Genomic DNA, 16,174 nt, shown 5'->3' with positions numbered 1-16,174 from the left:
TTCTCCTTTTCAGTCTCGGCTGAACCCGAAAGGACATCAAGGCATTATGCCTGCGACCGAGTGTAATCACGGGGTGACAGGCCTCGGGTGCCGAAGTAAGACACCGCTATGAGCGAACCAGTATCTTCGATCCGAAACCTTGGCCCCGCCTTTGAACAGGCCTGCGCACGTGCTGGTATTCATTCGGCTGAGGCGCTGCGAGAACTGGGGCCGGACGAAGCCTATGCCCGCCTGTTGCGCGCCGGCACCAGGGCGCATTTCATCGGATATTATGTTCTGGTGATGGGATTGCAGGGCCGCCCGTGGAACGATTGCAAGGGCGACGAGAAGAAAGCCCTGCGCGAAAGGTTCGACGCAATCAAAGCTGGTAACGGTGCTGCTCCGGAAAACCAGATGATTGCAGATCTGGACGCCATCGGAGTTCGTGTTGCACCAAAGGACTTAAAGCAGCTCTGAACGAATAAGGCCGCACCCAACCAAGGATGCGGCCCCTGTTTGTCACCAATGGCTGTGGCTTAACCGACCAGTTCAATGCCCGAGAAGAAGTATGCGATTTCAACCGCTGCGGTTTCCGGTGCGTCCGAACCGTGGACCGAGTTTTCACCGACCGATTCCGCGAATTCAGCGCGGATGGTGCCGGGGGCTGCGTCCGCAGGGTTCGTTGCGCCCATGACTTCACGGTTCTTTGCAATGGCGCCTTCGCCTTCCAGAACCTGAACAACAACCGGAGCCGACGACATGAATTCGCACAGTTCGTCATAGAACGGACGTTCGGCATGAACGTCATAGAACTTGCCAGCCTGAGCTTTGGTCATGTGAATGCGCTTTTGCGCCACGATGCGCAGGCCTGCTTCTTCGAACTTGGCGTTGATCTTGCCGGTCAGGTTGCGGCGGGTTGCATCGGGTTTGATGATCGAGAATGTGCGTTCCAGTGCCATATCGGCCTCTCCTTATAATGTGACGCGGGATCCGCGCCGAAATCCATCGCGCGCCGGGTATCACGGTCTTTGATCCATGAAAAGTGTAATGATGCCTTGCCGGTGGCTTTGCAGTTCAGATTGTTTCTGGCAAAGGGTCGACACGGTCCAGTCGACGAACGTAAAGCACCGCCATCAAGCCGGCAAAGCTACAGGCCCACATCATGCCCAGTACCAGATACGGCCCGTTTTCGGGGCTGACGAACGCGCCGGTCATTGAGGTCAGAACAGCTCCCAAAGCCACGATCATTGCCCCCGACAGCCCTGCCGCGCTACCTGCCAGCCCGGGGCGTACCGACATGACACCGGCCGCGGCATTGGCATTGGTCAAACCGTTGCCAAAGCCGACACAGATTGCCGAACCGAAGAAGACCCAGACCGATCCCAGATCAGCGAGAAACAGCATCAATCCGCAGAACGGGCCAGTTGAGGCCACGATCCGCCCCGACAATATCATTGTCGCCAGGCGCGTCCGGGCCGCAATCCGACCGGTGACAAAATTGCCAACCATGAACCCGCCGGTGATGATGCCAATCCCCAGCCCCAGCGTTGCTGGGCTCAGGTCGAACCACGCTGCGGCAACCAGCGGCGCACCGGTGATAAAGCTGTAGAACCCCCCAATCGAAAACGCCGCGCATAGGGCATAACCCCAGAACCTGCGGGCACGGAACAGGTGTGGGTATTCGCGCAGTTGGGCACCAAATGTGGACGAGCGGTTCGTGTTGGTTTCGCCCAGGTCGAACCAAAGCAGCACCAGCAACCCTGCTCCAAGCAACGAGTACAGGACAAACCCCGAACGCCAACCGAAAAGCATATCCAGCGCCCCACCCAACATCGGCCCAAGCATCGGGGCTAAGGCCATGGCCATCGCGACGTAACCGAGTTTGCTTGCCGCCTCATTCGGTGCGTAACGGTCTCTGATCGACGCGCTGGACAGGACCGAGCCGGCGACAACAGCAGCCTGAAGCAGGCGGAAGCCAAGAAAAACCCAGATCGATCCGGCCAGTGTGCATCCGATCGACGCAAGGACAAATATTGATATACAAATCAAAAGGATAGGTCTGCGCCCAAAGCGATCCGATAACGGGCCCATGATCAGTTGCAACACTGCCGAAACCGCCAGATACCCCGCGACCGACAGGTTCATCAGGCCGTAATCCACCGTGAAGTCTTCACTCATATGCGCCAGCGACGGCAGGAACATGTTGAGCGTCAGCACAGACAGCGCCGTAGCAAAGATCAATGTGATCAGGGATGGAGGTGTCCGGGCCGCGCGCATGTGAAAAACCGCTTCAAAAAGCAAACGAGACAGCGCTAACACATTGCTTGATGCTTGAAAATGCCAAGCCGCTGGCGGCGGCATCACACCTCTGCTAAGAGCGCCTCATGTTACGGATCGAAGACATCACCTATGCCGTTGAAGGCCGCCCATTGTTTGATGGCGCCAGCGCAACCGTACCAGACGGTCACAAGGTTGGCCTTGTGGGCCGGAATGGCACGGGAAAGACCACGCTTTTTCGCCTGATCCGCGGGGAACTGGCGCTGGAATCGGGGAATATTGCGGTCCCCAAGCGCGCCCGCATTGGCGGGGTCGCGCAGGAGGTCCCATCATCCAACGTTTCGCTGATCGACACTGTTCTAGCCGCTGATACCGAACGCAGCGCCCTGATGACCGAGGCTGGCGACGCAACGGATCCCACGCGAATTGCCGAAATCCAGACCCGGCTGGCCGATATCGACGCCTGGTCGGCCGAGGCCCGCGCGGCCTCAATCCTCAAGGGGTTGGGGTTTGACGACGCAGACCAATTGCGCCCCTGTTCGGATTTTTCGGGTGGCTGGCGGATGCGCGTGGCCTTGGCGGCGGTTCTGTTCTCACAACCGGATTTGTTGCTGTTGGACGAACCGACCAACTATCTGGACCTTGAAGGCGCGTTGTGGCTCGAAAGCTATCTGGCCAGGTATCCACATACGGTCATAATCATCAGCCATGACCGGGGCCTGCTGAACCGTGCCGTAGGGTCGATCCTGCATCTGGAGGATCGCAAACTCACCTATTACGCCGTGCCATATGACAAATTCGCTGAACGGAGGGCGGAACGTCTGGCACAGGCAGAATCCGAAAACGCCAAAGCCAAGGCGCGCATCGCTCATTTGCAGAGCTTCGTGGATCGGTTTCGATATAAGGCATCCAAGGCCGTTCAGGCCCAATCGCGCCTGAAAATGATCGAACGCATCCAGTTGGTCTCAACCCCGCAAGAGGCCGCGCTGCGTGCGTTTTCCTTCCCCGAACCCGAGGAACTGTCGCCACCGATCATCCAGATTGAAGGCGGTGTGACCGGTTATGGCGAAACCGAAGTACTGCGCCGCCTGAACCTGCGCATCGATCAGGATGACCGTATTGCGCTGTTGGGCAAGAACGGTCAGGGCAAATCTACCCTGTCCAAACTGTTGTCAGACCGGCTGCCCTTGATGGCTGGCAAGATGACCCGCAGCAACAAGCTGCGCATCGGGTATTTCGCTCAGCATCAGGTGGACGAGCTTTATGTGAACGAAACGCCACTGGACCACCTGCGCCGCCTGCGCCCGGACGAGGCGCCGGGCAAGTGGCGCTCGCGTCTGGCGGGGTTCGGCCTGAACGCGGCTCAGGCGGAAACCGAGGTTGGCCGCCTGTCGGGTGGGCAGAAGGCGCGCCTGTCGCTGCTGCTGGCAACCATCGACGCACCACATATGCTGATCCTCGACGAGCCGACGAACCATCTGGATATCGAAAGCCGTGAGGCGCTGGTCGAAGCGCTAACCGCCTATTCGGGTGCTGTCGTGCTGGTCAGCCACGACATGCACCTGCTGTCGCTTGTTGCCGATCGGTTGTGGCTGGTCTCGGACGGTACGGTCAAATCTTATGACAGTGACCTTGAATCCTATCGTGCCCTATTGCTGGCGCGTGACAAACCGGTGAAAGAAAAGCCACAAACAGAGAAGCCCAAACGCGCCTCGCGCGATACCATGCTGGCATTGCGGGCGGACCTGCGCAAATGCGAGGACCGGGTCGAGAAACTGACAGAGATGCACGACAAGCTCGCGGCAAAACTGGCCGACCCGACGCTTTACGAAGACGACAAGATCAACGATCTGGAAATCTGGAATCGCAAATTCGCCGAGGTGGTCGAGGCTATGCAAAAAGCAGAAGCGCTTTGGATCGCCGCTGCTGAGCGACTGGAACAGGCAGAAACGGTATGAGCGATCCTGTCGTTGAAACCAAAGCAATGATCGCGGGAATGCATCCCGAAATTCAACCCGGAGAATTCGCATTTGTAGTCTGGCCCGAAGATATGGACTGGCCCGACGGGACACGCGCCAGTTACGTCGAGGCCGAAGGGCTGTCTTTAGTCGTTCCGATCAATTGCGCACAAAAAGAGGCGGTCGCTATGCGCTGTATCACGCTTCAGGTGCACTCCTCGCTGGAAGGCGTGGGTCTGACCGCTGCAGTCTCGGGGGCGTTGGCACAGGCCGGAATTCCGGCAAACATGGTCGCGGGCTATCACCACGATCATGTTTATGTTCCCTCCGGACTGGCCGAAGACGCCCTGAGAATTTTGAAACATCTGCAACAGAGTAGCAAAGAGTGATTGACACCGCATTTCTGATCACCGCGTTCACAACGCTTTTCGTGGTTCTTGATCCACCGGCGCAAACGCCGATTTTTGTGGCCCTGACCCAGAACATGGATTGGCACACGCGCCGCTCTGTCGCTGTTCGCGCGTGCCTGACTGCTGGCGGCATTCTGGCGATGTTCGCGGCCTTCGGCGAAGCGCTGCTGGGATTTGTCGGCATCTCGATGGAGGCGTTTCGTGTTGCGGGGGGTGTTTTGCTGTTTCTGACCGCGCTCGATATGCTGTTTGAACGCCGGACCAAACGTCGTGAAAACAGCGCCGAAGAGGAAGAACATCCGGACCCGTCTGTGTTTCCACTGGGTATCCCACTGATTGCAGGGCCCGGTGCGATTGCCACTATGATCCTGCTGGCCGGTCAACATCCCGGCATTCAGGGCCTGGCCGTGGTCATCGGCGTTATGCTGGTCGTTCTGGCAATGGTTTTTGTGATGTATCTTTCATCAGGGGCCGTGGCACGGCTTTTGGGGAAAACCGGATTGAACGTGTTGACCCGGCTTCTTGGGATGCTGCTGGCTGCATTGTCTGTTCAGTTCATTCTCGATGGCCTCAAGGCCTTTGGATTTGCATCTTAAATCCCCATATTCACAAGGTTAGAGGGATTTCCGGGTAACCGCATGGACAGTTTCGACATTGGACGCCTGATCTATCTGGCCCTGCTGGGGGCGGCGCTGCTGATGTGGTTTGTCACGCATAATCGGCAGTCGCTTAGCAAGACATTCCAGCAGGTTATGGCATGGGTGTTCATATTCGTCGGGGTCATCGCACTGGTCGGCCTGTGGGAGGATATTCGCTCCTCGGTCGGTCCCGCACCGCAGATGAGTGTCACCGGAAACTCGGTTGAGGTTCCCCGCGCCTATGACGGCCATTATTACCTTCCGGTTCTGGTGAATGGTGAGCTGATTACCTTTCTTGTCGACACCGGTGCCAGCCAGATCGTGTTGAACGCGCAGGATGCCAAACGGGCAGGCATTGATCCCGATCAGCTGAGTTATTTCGGGCGCGCCTTGACTGCAAACGGTGAGGTGCGTACCGCGCCGGTGCGGCTTGAGACCCTGACGATAGGACCCATTACGGATCAGAACGTTTCGGCCTGGGTCAACGAGGGTGAGCTGGATAAATCGCTTTTGGGGATGGAATATCTGCACCGTTTTTCAAGCATTCAGTTTGCGGATGGCAAGCTGATCTTGTCTCGTTAATGCTCCTCACCTCTTGAGAACAAAAGTGGAACATGATAGCTTGCAGGCATGTCTGCTCAGCTTCTTGGCCACAAACCTGCGCGTCAGGTACCGGGGGTAAATCTCCATTCGCAGATCACCCTGCAACCGGGCCGCATGCACGAGGCTTGCGGCCCCGCCCGGCGCAGCTTTGCCATCTGGCTGGCCGGTCAGACACAGGGGCCCGTGCTGTGGATTTCCCCCGCGTGGGAGCCCGCCCAACTGAATCCCGACGGAATGATGGCCTTTGCTGATCCGGCGCGTTTTCTGTTCGTCCATCCCACCCGCGCCGAAGATCTGCTATGGTGTATTGAAGAGGCGCTGCGCAGCGGAGCCATCCCGCTGATCATAGGCGACCTGCCCGGCGCGCCGGGGCTGACACCAGTGCGGCGGATGCATCTGGCCGCAGAACAAGGCGGCACGATGGGCCATGCCCCGCTTGGCCTGCTGCTGACGCCCGGTGATGGCGGCGCACAAGGGGTTGAGACACGCTGGCACATAGCCGCCGCCCATCAGGGGGATGCCAGGCACTGGACCCTGACCCGCCGCCGCGCCCGCGCCCTGCCCCCGGTCAGCTGGCAAGCCACTCAGACCGCTGCCCGCACCGGTCTGCACCTGAAACGCATTGAAACAGAGGACATTCTGACGTGAAGCCGCAAGGATCACGCAAGATGTGACTGGCCAAACTCCGGATCGCACCCTAGCGTCGCCGCATGAGCCATCCGATCCATGACAGCCGCTATTCCTGGATACGCCTTCTGATCACGCTCGCCATCGCAACTGTGGCGAATGTGGGAATGTGGGCTGTAATCGTGGTCATGCCCGCCGTCGAAGCAGAATTCAGCGCCGGTCGCGCCGAAGCCTCGATGCCATATACACTTACGATGATTGGATTTGCGCTGGGCAATATGTGGCTGGGGCAACTGGTGGACCGGCTGGGTGTGACACGCGCCCTGATCGGCGCTGCTGTTTTAAGCGCCTTCAGTTATCTATTGGCAACGCTGGCCCCGAATATAACGCTACTATCCGCGGCGCATCTGCTGGTCGGGCTGGGAACATCGATCGGATTTGGGCCCTTGATCGCCGATATCTCGCACTGGTTCATGAAACGGCGTGGAATCGCCGTCGCACTGGTGGCCAGCGGGAATTACCTGTCTGGGGCAATCTGGCCTACTCTGCTGTCCGGTATTCTGGCACGCGACGGCTGGCAACAGGTCTATCTGACATTGGCGGCTCTGACGTTGCTGGTTGTCATCCCCCTGTCCTTGTTGTTGCGCCGCAAGGTCCCAATCGAAGCGCACAACACAGCCGCGGCCACAGCCCGGATCAACGCACACAGTGTCGGTGTTTCACCACGCGTGTTACAGTACATTCTTGGTCTGGCCGGCATTGGATGTTGCGTAGCGATGTCCATGCCACAGGTCCATATCGTGTCGTATTGCGTCGGGCTGGGATACGGCCCCGCAGTGGGGGCTGAGATGCTATCGCTGATGCTACTGGGCGGCGTCGCCAGCCGTATCGTCTCGGGCCTGTTGGCCGACCGTCTCGGTGGCGTCATGACACTTCTGATCGGCTCTGTATTGCAGTGCATCGCGCTGTTCCTGTTCCTGCCGTATGACGGGATGGTCTCACTTTATGTGATCAGCTTGCTATTTGGTCTGGCGCAGGGTGGCATCGTGCCCAGCTACGCTTTGGTTGTCCGCGAATACATGCCGCCGCAAGAAGCCGGCGCGCGAGTCGGATTCGTCATGATGATGACAATTCTTGGCATGGCGCTTGGTGGCTGGATGTCAGGCTGGATTTACGATGTCACCGGAAGTTACCAACTGGCTTTCGTCAACGGAATTCTTTGGAACGGCTTGAACATTGCCATCGTTCTGATGTTGATCAAAAGATCCCGCCCCAGACGGGACACGGTCATGGCATGACACACCTGACCCGTCGCTTCGTACTTACGGGGATGGCGGCTCTGCCTTTGGCGAATACGGTGCAGGCCGCCTTGAAGCCATACAATTTGTCACCGAACGGCACCCGGGTCGGTTTTACCTATGACCTCTCCGGCATTCCCCAGACCGGATCAATGCTGATCCGGGACGCGAACGTGGAAATTGACACGCAACGCCTGCAAAACAGCCGGGTCACGGTGGTGCTGGACGTTACCAAGGCCAGAACCCGCTTGCCCTTTGCCCGCATGCCGATGCTCGGCCCCAGTGTATTGGACGCCGAAACCTATCCGACAATTCAGTTCGTATCGACTGACATTCAATTGGGGGCGGATGGGCGCATATCGGATGGTGCCCGCATCACAGGTGAACTGACAGTTCGCGGTATCACGCGCCCGGTCACCTTGGAGGCCAACCTGTACCGCCAGCCTGGTACAGCCGCGAACGACCTGAGCCGCCTGTCCATAGGTTTGATCGGGACTTTGAACCGGCACGATTTCGGTGCCTCGGGTTATCCCGATCTGGTAGGACAACATGTTGGGCTGGACATTCGTGCCGAGATCATTCGAGCAACCTGGCTGACAAAAAGCAAAAAACGACTGGATAAAGTCGAATAGTTGCGCGCATTGTCCGGTGACGCCGCCTATCTGAGAAAACCATGCGCACGATCATTTCATTTGCCGCCCTGTTTCTGTCGGTCATTCTGCTTCAGCTATCAACAGGCGGCGTCGGGCCACTGGATGCCATTTCCGGGATCACGTTAAGCTTTTCGACCGAACAGATCGGTATGCTGGGTTCGGCGCATTTTCTTGGCTTTTTCATAGGTTGCTGGTGGGCGCCGCGACTGATGGGCAGCGTCGGGCATTCCCGCGCATTTGCCGTATGCACAGCGCTGGGCGCGATGGGGTTGATCGGCCACACCCTGACAGACAATCCTTATGTATGGGCGGCGCTGCGCATCGCCTCGGGCACATGTGTGGCAGGCTGTTATACCGTCATCGAAGCCTGGCTGAATGCAAAAGTAACCAATGAGACACGTGGACGAGCCATGGGCACCTATCGCATCGTCGATATGGGTGCCTCGCTGAGTGCTCAGTTGATCATCGCTGTCCTGCCACCCGCCTCGTATGTATCCTACAACCTCTTGGCGATCCTGTGCTGCGCCTCGTTGCTGCCGCTGACGCTGACACGCGCAAGTCAACCGAAGACGCCTGACGCCCCCCGCCTGCGCCCGAAACTGGCGTGGCACAGTTCGCCGTTGGCCGTTGCGGGCGTCATTGTTTCGGCACTCAGCTCAGCATCTTTCCGAATGGTCGGGCCCGTCTACGGTCAGGAAGTCGGGCTGGGAGTGGATCAAATCGCCTTCTTCCTAGCTTCTTTCGTTCTGGGCGGGGCACTGGCGCAGTATCCGATGGGGTGGCTCGCTGACAAGTACGACCGGCGCTGGGTCTTGATCTGGCTTTCGGTCGCGGCGGTACTAAGCTGCGGGGTCACAATGGCGGCAAGCGACACGGGAACTGTCGGTGTCATGCTGGCAGCAGGGCTTTTTGGGTTTACGACATTCCCGATCTTTTCGGTGTCATCCGCACATGCCAACGATTTTGCGACAACCGAGCAGAGGGTCGAGTTGTCTGCCGCCCTGATGTTCTGGTACGCGCTGGGGGCAATTGCGTCACCCTATATCACATCAACACTGATCCAGGATTTTGGACCCAGCGCGCTGTTTGCATTTGTCGCGGTCGGCCACGTATTCCTGATCGGCTTCGGCCTGGCCCGAATGCGGTCGCGTCCAACACCCGCGGAAAGAACCAATTACGTCTACGCACCGCGTACATCCTTTACGGTCGGAAGGTTGCTGAAACGCGCCCGCGAGGAATGAAAAGCGAGCCCGCAGCCCTGCATTGCGGAGAGTCTGCGAATTGGCTGACTACAATCTGACCGTATTGTAACGGCCATCGGCGGCTTGGTCGTCCCATCAGGGGCGCGTCACAAATCAGAGTTATTCCAGTCATCTACGAAACCGGGCTTTTGCTGAGCGGTGACATAGGTTAGACGAACGCGCAGTTAGATATGCGGAAACGGAATATGGCTCGGATTCTCATCACCTCGGCAATCCCATACATCAATGGGATCAAGCACCTCGGCAACCTGATCGGCTCGCAACTGCCTGCCGACTTGTATGCACGCTATCAGCGTGGCCGGGGAAACGAGGTCATGTTCCTGTGTGCCACCGACGAACACGGCACCCCGGCCGAACTGGCCGCTGCTAAAGCTGGAAAGCCTGTGGCCGAGTATTGCGCGGACATGTACGAAATTCAGGCCGACATCGCCAAGCGTTTTGGGATGAGCTTTGATCACTTTGGCCGTTCATCCAGCGAGCAGAACAAAAAGCTGACCCAACATTTCGCCGGGAAACTGGATGAGGCCGGGTTGATCCGTGAAGTCACGGAAAAGCAAATCTATTCCAACGCGGATGGTCGTTTTCTTCCCGACCGCTATATCGAGGGCACCTGCCCCAATTGCGGGTATGAGAACGCACGTGGCGACCAGTGTGAAAACTGCACCAAGCAGTTGGATCCAACCGACCTGATTGAACCGCGCTCGGCCATTTCGGGCTCGACCGATCTGGAAGTGCGTGAGACCAAGCACCTCTATCTGCGCCAATCGGCGATGAAGGATCAGCTGGATGCCTGGATTGACAGCAAAACCGACTGGCCGATCCTGACCACATCCATTGCCAAGAAATGGCTGCATGATGGCGACGGGCTGCAAGACCGGGGGATCACCCGCGATCTGGACTGGGGCGTTCCGGTCAAGAAAGGCGAACAGGACTGGCCCGGTATGGAAGGCAAGGTCTTCTATGTCTGGTTCGATGCGCCGATTGAATACATCGCCTGTGCCAAGGAATGGGCGGATTCGACCGGGAAACCCGATTCCGAGTGGGAACGCTGGTGGCGCACCGACAAGGGCGCGAACGATGTGCGCTATGTCCAGTTCATGGGCAAGGACAACGTGCCGTTTCACACGCTTTCTTTCCCCGCCACCATTCTCGGGTCGGGCGAGCCGTGGAAAATGGTCGACCACCTGAAATCCTTCAACTATCTAAACTACGACGGCGGCCAGTTCTCGACCTCGCAGGGTCGTGGCGTTTTCATGGATCAGGCGCTCGAGATTCTTCCAGCTGACTACTGGCGGTGGTGGCTGCTGAGCCATGCACCGGAAAGCAGCGACAGCGAGTTCACGTGGGAGAACTTCCAACAATCCGTGAACAAGGATCTGGCCGATGTTCTGGGCAACTTCGTCAGCCGCATCACTAAGTTCTGCCGCTCGAAATTCGGTGAGGTGGTGCCCGAAGGCGGTGAGTTTGGCGAGCGTGAGAACGCTCTGATCGATGAACTTACCAAACGTGTCCGCGCCTATGAGGCGCATATGGAAGCAATGGACGTCCGCAAATCGGCTCAGGAGCTGCGGGCCATCTGGGTGGCTGGCAATGAATTCCTGCAAGCTGCGGCGCCGTGGTCAACCTTCAAGGAAGACCCCGAACAAGCCGCTGCACAGGTGCGTCTGGGTCTGAACCTGATCCGGTTCTATGCCGTGCTCAGCGCGCCGTTCATCCCTGATGCTGCGGCCAAGATGCTAAGCGCCATGAACACGCTTGATACCAGCTGGCCGGAAGACGTAGCCGCAGCGTTGAACGCGCTACCCGCGGGTCACGACCTTACCGTGCCAGACGTTCTGTTCGCCAAGATCACAGACGAACAGCGCGAAGAATGGCAGGCAAAATTCGCTGGTAAACGCGGCTGACCACCCTGATATTCGGATACTCAAACGGGGGCCGTTGGCCCCTGTTTTCGTTCGGCACCTCGGAACGGGCCGACACCTAAACCAGCTTACTTGCTCAAATTTTTGGCGTCATCGCGAACCACCTCGGGATTCATCGCGCTTGAGAAATCGTGGTAAACAAGCCATCCTGCAAACAAGTTTTGTCGACTCGCGCGATTGTGACCGCCGGGATGGACACCAATTGTTTCTGAAATGCACGAGGCTTTCGCCATGTCCCAAGTTTTCCCTTTTCCAACTCAGGCCCGCAATCCAATTGCCACCGCATTATTGCTGATATCCCTGGGACTGGCCCAACCTGCAACTGCACAGGACGAAGGAGCGGCACCGAAAGTTACGATTGCGGCCGCCTACACCGAAGAAATCACCGACGAGGCTTCCTTCATAGGGCGCGCTCAGGCGATCAATAAGGTCGACATCGTCGCCCGCGTGAACGGTTTTCTCAACAGCCGAAATGTCGAGGATGGGGCAACGGTCAAAGAAGGCGACCTGTTGTTCACCATCGAACCGGACCTTTACGAAGCGACATTGGAGGCCCGAAAAGCTGATCTGAACCGGGCCGAGGCAAATCTTGAGTTGGCCAAGGTTGACCTGGCGCGTAAGGAAGAGCTTTACAAGCGCGACGCGACACCTGAATCCGAACGTGACATCGCGCGGGCAAACGAACTGGTCGCCGAGGCTCAGGTCAAGGCCGCAAATGCAGCGATCCAGCAGGCCGAACTGGACCTCAGCTATACACAGATCCACGCGCCTTTTGATGGGCGTATCGGCAGCATCACCACCAGTGTCGGCGATGTGGTAGGCCCGACCAACCCCCCGCTGGTGAACATTGTCAGCGAGACGCCGATCTATGTGAATTTCTCGCTCAACGAAAAAATCTTCACTTCGGTTCTTCAGACCGTTGGCGCAAATTCCGCCTCTCTTGCTGACAGCCCGCAAAGCCCCAATGTGCATATCACGCTGCCAAATGGAACCAAGTTGGATGAAACGGGCAGGATCGTATTCGTTGACAATCGTATCGACCCGTTGACCGGTGCGATCACAATGCGCGCCCAGTTCGAAAATGCCGACCGTTTGATCCTGGATGGTGCATTCGTGAACGTGCAGATTGAAGCGCTGCAACCAACCCTGCAAGTTCTGGTGCCGCAAGCTGCACTGCAACGCGACCAGCGTGGTGACTTTGTTCTTGTAGTAAACGACAAACAGATGGTGGAGCAGCGATACATCACCACAGGCAACACGGAAGGTACTGCCATCATCGTTACGGAAGGCTTGCGTGAGGGCGAAAGCGTGATTGTCGAGGGCCTGCAACGGGTCCGCCCCGGCGTGGCTGTTGACGCGGTCGTCGCTTCTGAACAGCCGGGAGAATAATCGATGTTCTCAGCCCTGTTCATCAGCCGGCCAAAGCTGGCGTTTGTCATCTCGCTGGTACTGACCATCATGGGTGGCATCGGCTATCTGGTGCTGCCGGTCGCGCAGTTCCCTGACATTACCCCGCCCGTCGTCAACGTATCCACCAAATATACCGGCGCAAATGCGGAAACAGTGGAAAACACTGTTGCCGCACCGATCGAGGCGCAGGTCAACGGTGTGGACGACATGATCTACATGACGTCCAGATCGTCTGACAACGGCTCGTATTCATTGGACGTAACCTTCGAAGTTGGCACCGACCCCGATATCGCCTCGGTCAACGTGCAGAACCGGGTGGCACAGGCAATGTCGTCGTTGCCCGCCGAAGTGACATCTTCGGGCGTTGTTACACAAAAATCGTCGACCAACATGCTGATGCTGGTCACGCTGACCTCGCCCAACGGCACCTATGACAGCGTGTTTCTTTCCAACTATGCCTCGATCAACCTGCGCGATGCGCTGGCGCGTGTGCAGGGCGTGGGTAAGGCTGATGTTCTGACCAACCTTGAATATGCCATGCGGGTCTGGATGGACCCGGACAAGATGGCAGCCCTGTCCATCACACCAGGCGATGTGATCAACGCGATCCGCGAACAGAATATCGAAGTGTCCGCAGGCTCGATTGGTGCACCGCCTGTTCCCGAAGGCCAGACCTTTCAATACACGATCAAGTCCAAAGGGCGACTGACGTCAGCCGAAGAATTTGGCAACATCGTGATCCGTACCGGAGACGCCGGCGCAATTGTCCGCGTAAGGGATATCGCCCGGGTTGAGCTTGGTGCACAGTTTTACTCGGCGTCCGGTTATTTTCAGTCCGTGCCCGCCACCGTGATCGGTATCTATCAGGCCCCCGGCGCAAACGCCCTGGCCGTTTCAGAGCGCGTGCAGGCGGAACTGGAGCGGCTGTCCCGCGCATTCCCGACGGATGTGGAGTATGATGTCCCCTTTAACACGACAGACTTTGTCGAAGCTTCTTTGAATGACGTCGTATCGACACTGATCCTGACCTTTACCCTCGTGATCTCGGTCGTTTTTGTGTTCCTGGGAAGTTGGCGCGCGACGATCATTCCGGCGGTTGCCATCCCGGTCTCACTGATCGGCACGTTTGCTTTCTTGCTGGCCTTCGGCATGTCGTTGAACACGATCTCGCTGTTTGCGCTGGTTTTGGCCATCGGCATCGTGGTCGATGACGCCATTGTCGTGGTCGAAAACGTCGAGCGCATCATCGCTGATGAGGGGCTGCCCCCAGCCGAAGCCACCCGTAAGGCTATGGGGCAGATCACCGGCCCCGTCATCGCGACCACACTGGTTCTGTTGGCGGTGTTCGTACCGGTGACCTTCATGCCGGGTATCTCAGGGCGGCTGTACTCTCAGTTCGCTGTTACGATCTCGACCGCTGTTGTAATCTCATCCATCAACGCGCTGACACTGTCGCCCGCTCTGTGTGGGCTGGTCCTTAAGGCCCGCTCGGGGCCACCCAAGGGGCTGCTTGCGCTGTTCGAAAATCTCATTGGTGGCGTTCGCAATGGCTATGTCGCCATTGTTCGCAAACTGCTTGTCTTTCCGGCTATCGCGCTGGCCATCGTGGTTGGGCTCGGCCTGGGAACAGGGGCAATCATGTCGAACACGTCAGCTGGGTTTATCCCGCTGGAAGACAATGGTTATCTCTTTGTTGACGTGCAACTGCCTGACGCCGCGACGCTGGAACGGACCGAGGCCGTGACAAAGCGCCTTGATGACCAGATACGCGAGATCCCGGGTGTGTCCAGCACCGTTCTGATCAATGGCTTCTCATTGCTGAACGGCACAATCACCAACGGCGCTGCGATCTTCGTGAACCTCGACAACTGGAGCGAACGGCAGGAGGAAGACCTGAGCGCCGAAGCCATTTTGGCTAAGGTGCTGGCCATCGCGAATAATGAGACCGCAGCCTCGACCGTTGCCTTCAACCCGCCACCAATTCAGGGTCTCGGCATGTCGGCCGGGGTCGAGATGGAGGTGCAGCAAACCGGCGGCGGTTCACCGCAGGATTTGGCATCGGCTGTGGGATCGTTTGTCTATTCGGCCAACCAGCGACCCGAGATCGGACAGGCCTATACCACATTCCGTGCCAATGTTCCGCAGCTGTTCGTGGATCTGGACCGTGAGAAAGCCAAGACGCTGGACGTCTCGGTGGCTGAGATTTTCCAGACCATGCAGGCCCAGCTGGGGTCATATTATGTCAACGACTTCAACCTGTTTGGTCGCGTCTATCGCGTAATGATCCAGGCGGAAGGCAGCTATCGCGATAATGTCGATGACATTGCCAGCCTCTATGTGCGTTCACAGAAGGGCGACATGGTGCCACTGGGTACCCTGATTGACGTGGAAAACGTATTGGGGCCGGTTCTGCTCAAACGGCATAACCTGTTTCGGTCGGCAACTGTGACAGCAGTACCGGCACCGGGCCTGTCCAGCGGCGATGCGATCACTGCGATGACAGAGGTTTCTGCTTCGGCCCTGCCGCCGGGATACTCGTTCGAATGGACGGGGACGGCACAACAACAGTTGGCGTCCGGCAGCCTGGTGATCATCATTCTGGGGCTGGCCATCCTATTCGGTTACCTGTTTCTTGTGGGACAGTATGAAAGCTGGACTATGCCGGTCTCGATCCTGCTGTCAGTGGTCGTGGCCCTGTTCGGGGCGGTGGCCGCGGTTGCCATCGTTGGCAGTGACATAAACCTCTATACGCAGATCGGTATGATCATGCTGGTGGGCCTGGCTTCGAAGAACGGCATTCTGATCGTTGAGTTCGCAATGGAACAACGCGCCAAGGGTCTATCGATCAAGGAAGCAGCCGTCGAGGCCGCTCATCAGCGTTTCCGCGCTGTCATGATGACCGCCCTGTCTTTCCTGCTGGGGGTCGTACCGCTGCTGGCTGCCAATGGTGCGGGCGCGGCCAGCCAAAAAGCCATCGGTGTCGCCGTGTTCGGTGGCATGTTGGCCGCGACGCTGGTTGGCGTAATCGTGGTGCCTGTCCTCTACGCCCTGATGCAAAGCATGCGCGAGTGGCTGAAAGGCAGCAAAAACGATCCCGGCCCGTCAAAAGAAGCGGCCTGATCCAATCAAAGCCCCGC

At 58.0% G+C, this 16,174-nt stretch carries 14 protein-coding genes; 12 read left to right on the top strand and 2 right to left on the bottom strand.

What is annotated here, in order from left to right; translation table 11 throughout:
- Window positions 1-108: 108 nt before the first annotated feature.
- Complete coding sequence (locus AC2FLU_RS07115) at window positions 109-456, top strand: TfoX/Sxy family protein (protein WP_480472383.1); 348 nt, start codon at window positions 109-111, stop codon at window positions 454-456.
- A 59-nt stretch (window positions 457-515) separates the two neighbouring features.
- On the opposite strand, the gene ndk is transcribed toward AC2FLU_RS07115, so the two are convergent.
- Complete coding sequence (gene ndk / locus AC2FLU_RS07110; protein WP_008757405.1) at window positions 516-938, bottom strand: nucleoside-diphosphate kinase; 423 nt, start codon at window positions 936-938, stop codon at window positions 516-518.
- A gap of 115 nt (window positions 939-1,053) precedes the next feature.
- Complete coding sequence (locus AC2FLU_RS07105; protein WP_496808571.1) at window positions 1,054-2,256, bottom strand: multidrug effflux MFS transporter; 1,203 nt, start codon at window positions 2,254-2,256, stop codon at window positions 1,054-1,056.
- Window positions 2,257-2,363: 107 nt separating this feature from the next.
- Here AC2FLU_RS07105 and AC2FLU_RS07100 point away from each other — a divergent pair, with 107 nt between their 5' ends.
- The 11 genes from AC2FLU_RS07100 to AC2FLU_RS07050 all read left to right on the top strand — a co-directional run bounded on the left by AC2FLU_RS07100 (window position 2,364) and on the right by AC2FLU_RS07050 (window position 16,157).
- Entirely contained in the window at window positions 2,364-4,214 is a 1,851-nt protein-coding gene (locus tag AC2FLU_RS07100) for an ABC-F family ATP-binding cassette domain-containing protein (protein WP_480553312.1), read from the top strand.
- Complete coding sequence (locus AC2FLU_RS07095) at window positions 4,211-4,603, top strand: ACT domain-containing protein (RefSeq protein WP_496714390.1); 393 nt, start codon at window positions 4,211-4,213, stop codon at window positions 4,601-4,603. The genes AC2FLU_RS07100 and AC2FLU_RS07095 overlap by 4 nt, the downstream gene beginning before the upstream one ends.
- On the top strand, window positions 4,600-5,220 hold the full coding sequence (locus AC2FLU_RS07090; RefSeq protein ID WP_480472375.1) for a MarC family protein: 621 nt from the start codon (window positions 4,600-4,602) through the stop codon (window positions 5,218-5,220). Before AC2FLU_RS07095 ends, AC2FLU_RS07090 begins: the two co-directional genes overlap by 4 nt.
- A 42-nt stretch (window positions 5,221-5,262) precedes the next feature.
- Window positions 5,263-5,844: a retropepsin-like aspartic protease family protein gene (locus tag AC2FLU_RS07085; protein WP_480472373.1), complete on the top strand. Its 582-nt coding sequence runs from the start codon at window positions 5,263-5,265 to the stop codon at window positions 5,842-5,844.
- 48 nt (window positions 5,845-5,892) lie between these two features.
- Window positions 5,893-6,513, top strand: a complete 621-nt coding sequence (locus AC2FLU_RS07080; RefSeq protein ID WP_480553311.1) for an ImuA family protein — start codon at window positions 5,893-5,895, stop codon at window positions 6,511-6,513.
- Window positions 6,514-6,575: 62 nt separating this feature from the next.
- Window positions 6,576-7,790, top strand: coding sequence for an MFS transporter (locus tag AC2FLU_RS07075; protein WP_496808572.1), 1,215 nt, complete (start codon window positions 6,576-6,578; stop codon window positions 7,788-7,790).
- A complete protein-coding gene (locus tag AC2FLU_RS07070; protein WP_496808573.1) occupies window positions 7,787-8,422 on the top strand; it encodes a YceI family protein in 636 nt (211 codons plus the stop codon). Before AC2FLU_RS07075 ends, AC2FLU_RS07070 begins: the two co-directional genes overlap by 4 nt.
- A gap of 41 nt (window positions 8,423-8,463) precedes the next feature.
- Window positions 8,464-9,684 carry an MFS transporter gene (locus AC2FLU_RS07065; protein ID WP_480472365.1) on the top strand — a complete coding sequence of 407 codons (1,221 nt, stop codon included), beginning with the start codon at window positions 8,464-8,466 and terminating at the stop codon, window positions 9,682-9,684.
- A gap of 206 nt (window positions 9,685-9,890) precedes the next feature.
- Window positions 9,891-11,609 (top strand): methionine--tRNA ligase, encoded by a 1,719-nt coding sequence (gene metG / locus AC2FLU_RS07060; RefSeq protein WP_496808574.1) that lies wholly within the window; start codon window positions 9,891-9,893, stop codon window positions 11,607-11,609.
- Between the two features lie 249 nt (window positions 11,610-11,858).
- Complete coding sequence (locus AC2FLU_RS07055; RefSeq protein ID WP_480516752.1) at window positions 11,859-13,016, top strand: efflux RND transporter periplasmic adaptor subunit; 1,158 nt, start codon at window positions 11,859-11,861, stop codon at window positions 13,014-13,016.
- Window positions 13,017-13,019: 3 nt separating this feature from the next.
- Window positions 13,020-16,157, top strand: a complete 3,138-nt coding sequence (locus AC2FLU_RS07050) for an efflux RND transporter permease subunit (RefSeq protein ID WP_480553306.1) — start codon at window positions 13,020-13,022, stop codon at window positions 16,155-16,157.
- Window positions 16,158-16,174 lie beyond the last annotated feature (17 nt).

The sequence above is a fragment of the Ruegeria sp. SAZD013 genome, from assembly GCF_059612525.1.
Note: the sequence above shows the minus strand (reverse complement) of the source record. Positions and strands in the feature narration are given on the sequence as shown.

Coding starts and splice junctions, on each gene's coding strand:
- AC2FLU_RS07115 (WP_480472383.1), top strand. CDS start 109: ATGAGCGAACCAGTATCTTCGATCCGAAACCTTGGCCCCGCCTTTGAA.
- ndk (WP_008757405.1), bottom strand. CDS start 938: ATGGCACTGGAACGCACATTCTCGATCATCAAACCCGATGCAACCCGC.
- AC2FLU_RS07105 (WP_496808571.1), bottom strand. CDS start 2,256: ATGCGCGCGGCCCGGACACCTCCATCCCTGATCACATTGATCTTTGCT.
- AC2FLU_RS07100 (WP_480553312.1), top strand. CDS start 2,364: ATGTTACGGATCGAAGACATCACCTATGCCGTTGAAGGCCGCCCATTG.
- AC2FLU_RS07095 (WP_496714390.1), top strand. CDS start 4,211: ATGAGCGATCCTGTCGTTGAAACCAAAGCAATGATCGCGGGAATGCAT.
- AC2FLU_RS07085 (WP_480472373.1), top strand. CDS start 5,263: ATGGACAGTTTCGACATTGGACGCCTGATCTATCTGGCCCTGCTGGGG.
- AC2FLU_RS07080 (WP_480553311.1), top strand. CDS start 5,893: ATGTCTGCTCAGCTTCTTGGCCACAAACCTGCGCGTCAGGTACCGGGG.
- AC2FLU_RS07075 (WP_496808572.1), top strand. CDS start 6,576: ATGAGCCATCCGATCCATGACAGCCGCTATTCCTGGATACGCCTTCTG.
- AC2FLU_RS07070 (WP_496808573.1), top strand. CDS start 7,787: ATGACACACCTGACCCGTCGCTTCGTACTTACGGGGATGGCGGCTCTG.
- AC2FLU_RS07065 (WP_480472365.1), top strand. CDS start 8,464: ATGCGCACGATCATTTCATTTGCCGCCCTGTTTCTGTCGGTCATTCTG.
- metG (WP_496808574.1), top strand. CDS start 9,891: ATGGCTCGGATTCTCATCACCTCGGCAATCCCATACATCAATGGGATC.
- AC2FLU_RS07055 (WP_480516752.1), top strand. CDS start 11,859: ATGTCCCAAGTTTTCCCTTTTCCAACTCAGGCCCGCAATCCAATTGCC.
- AC2FLU_RS07050 (WP_480553306.1), top strand. CDS start 13,020: ATGTTCTCAGCCCTGTTCATCAGCCGGCCAAAGCTGGCGTTTGTCATC.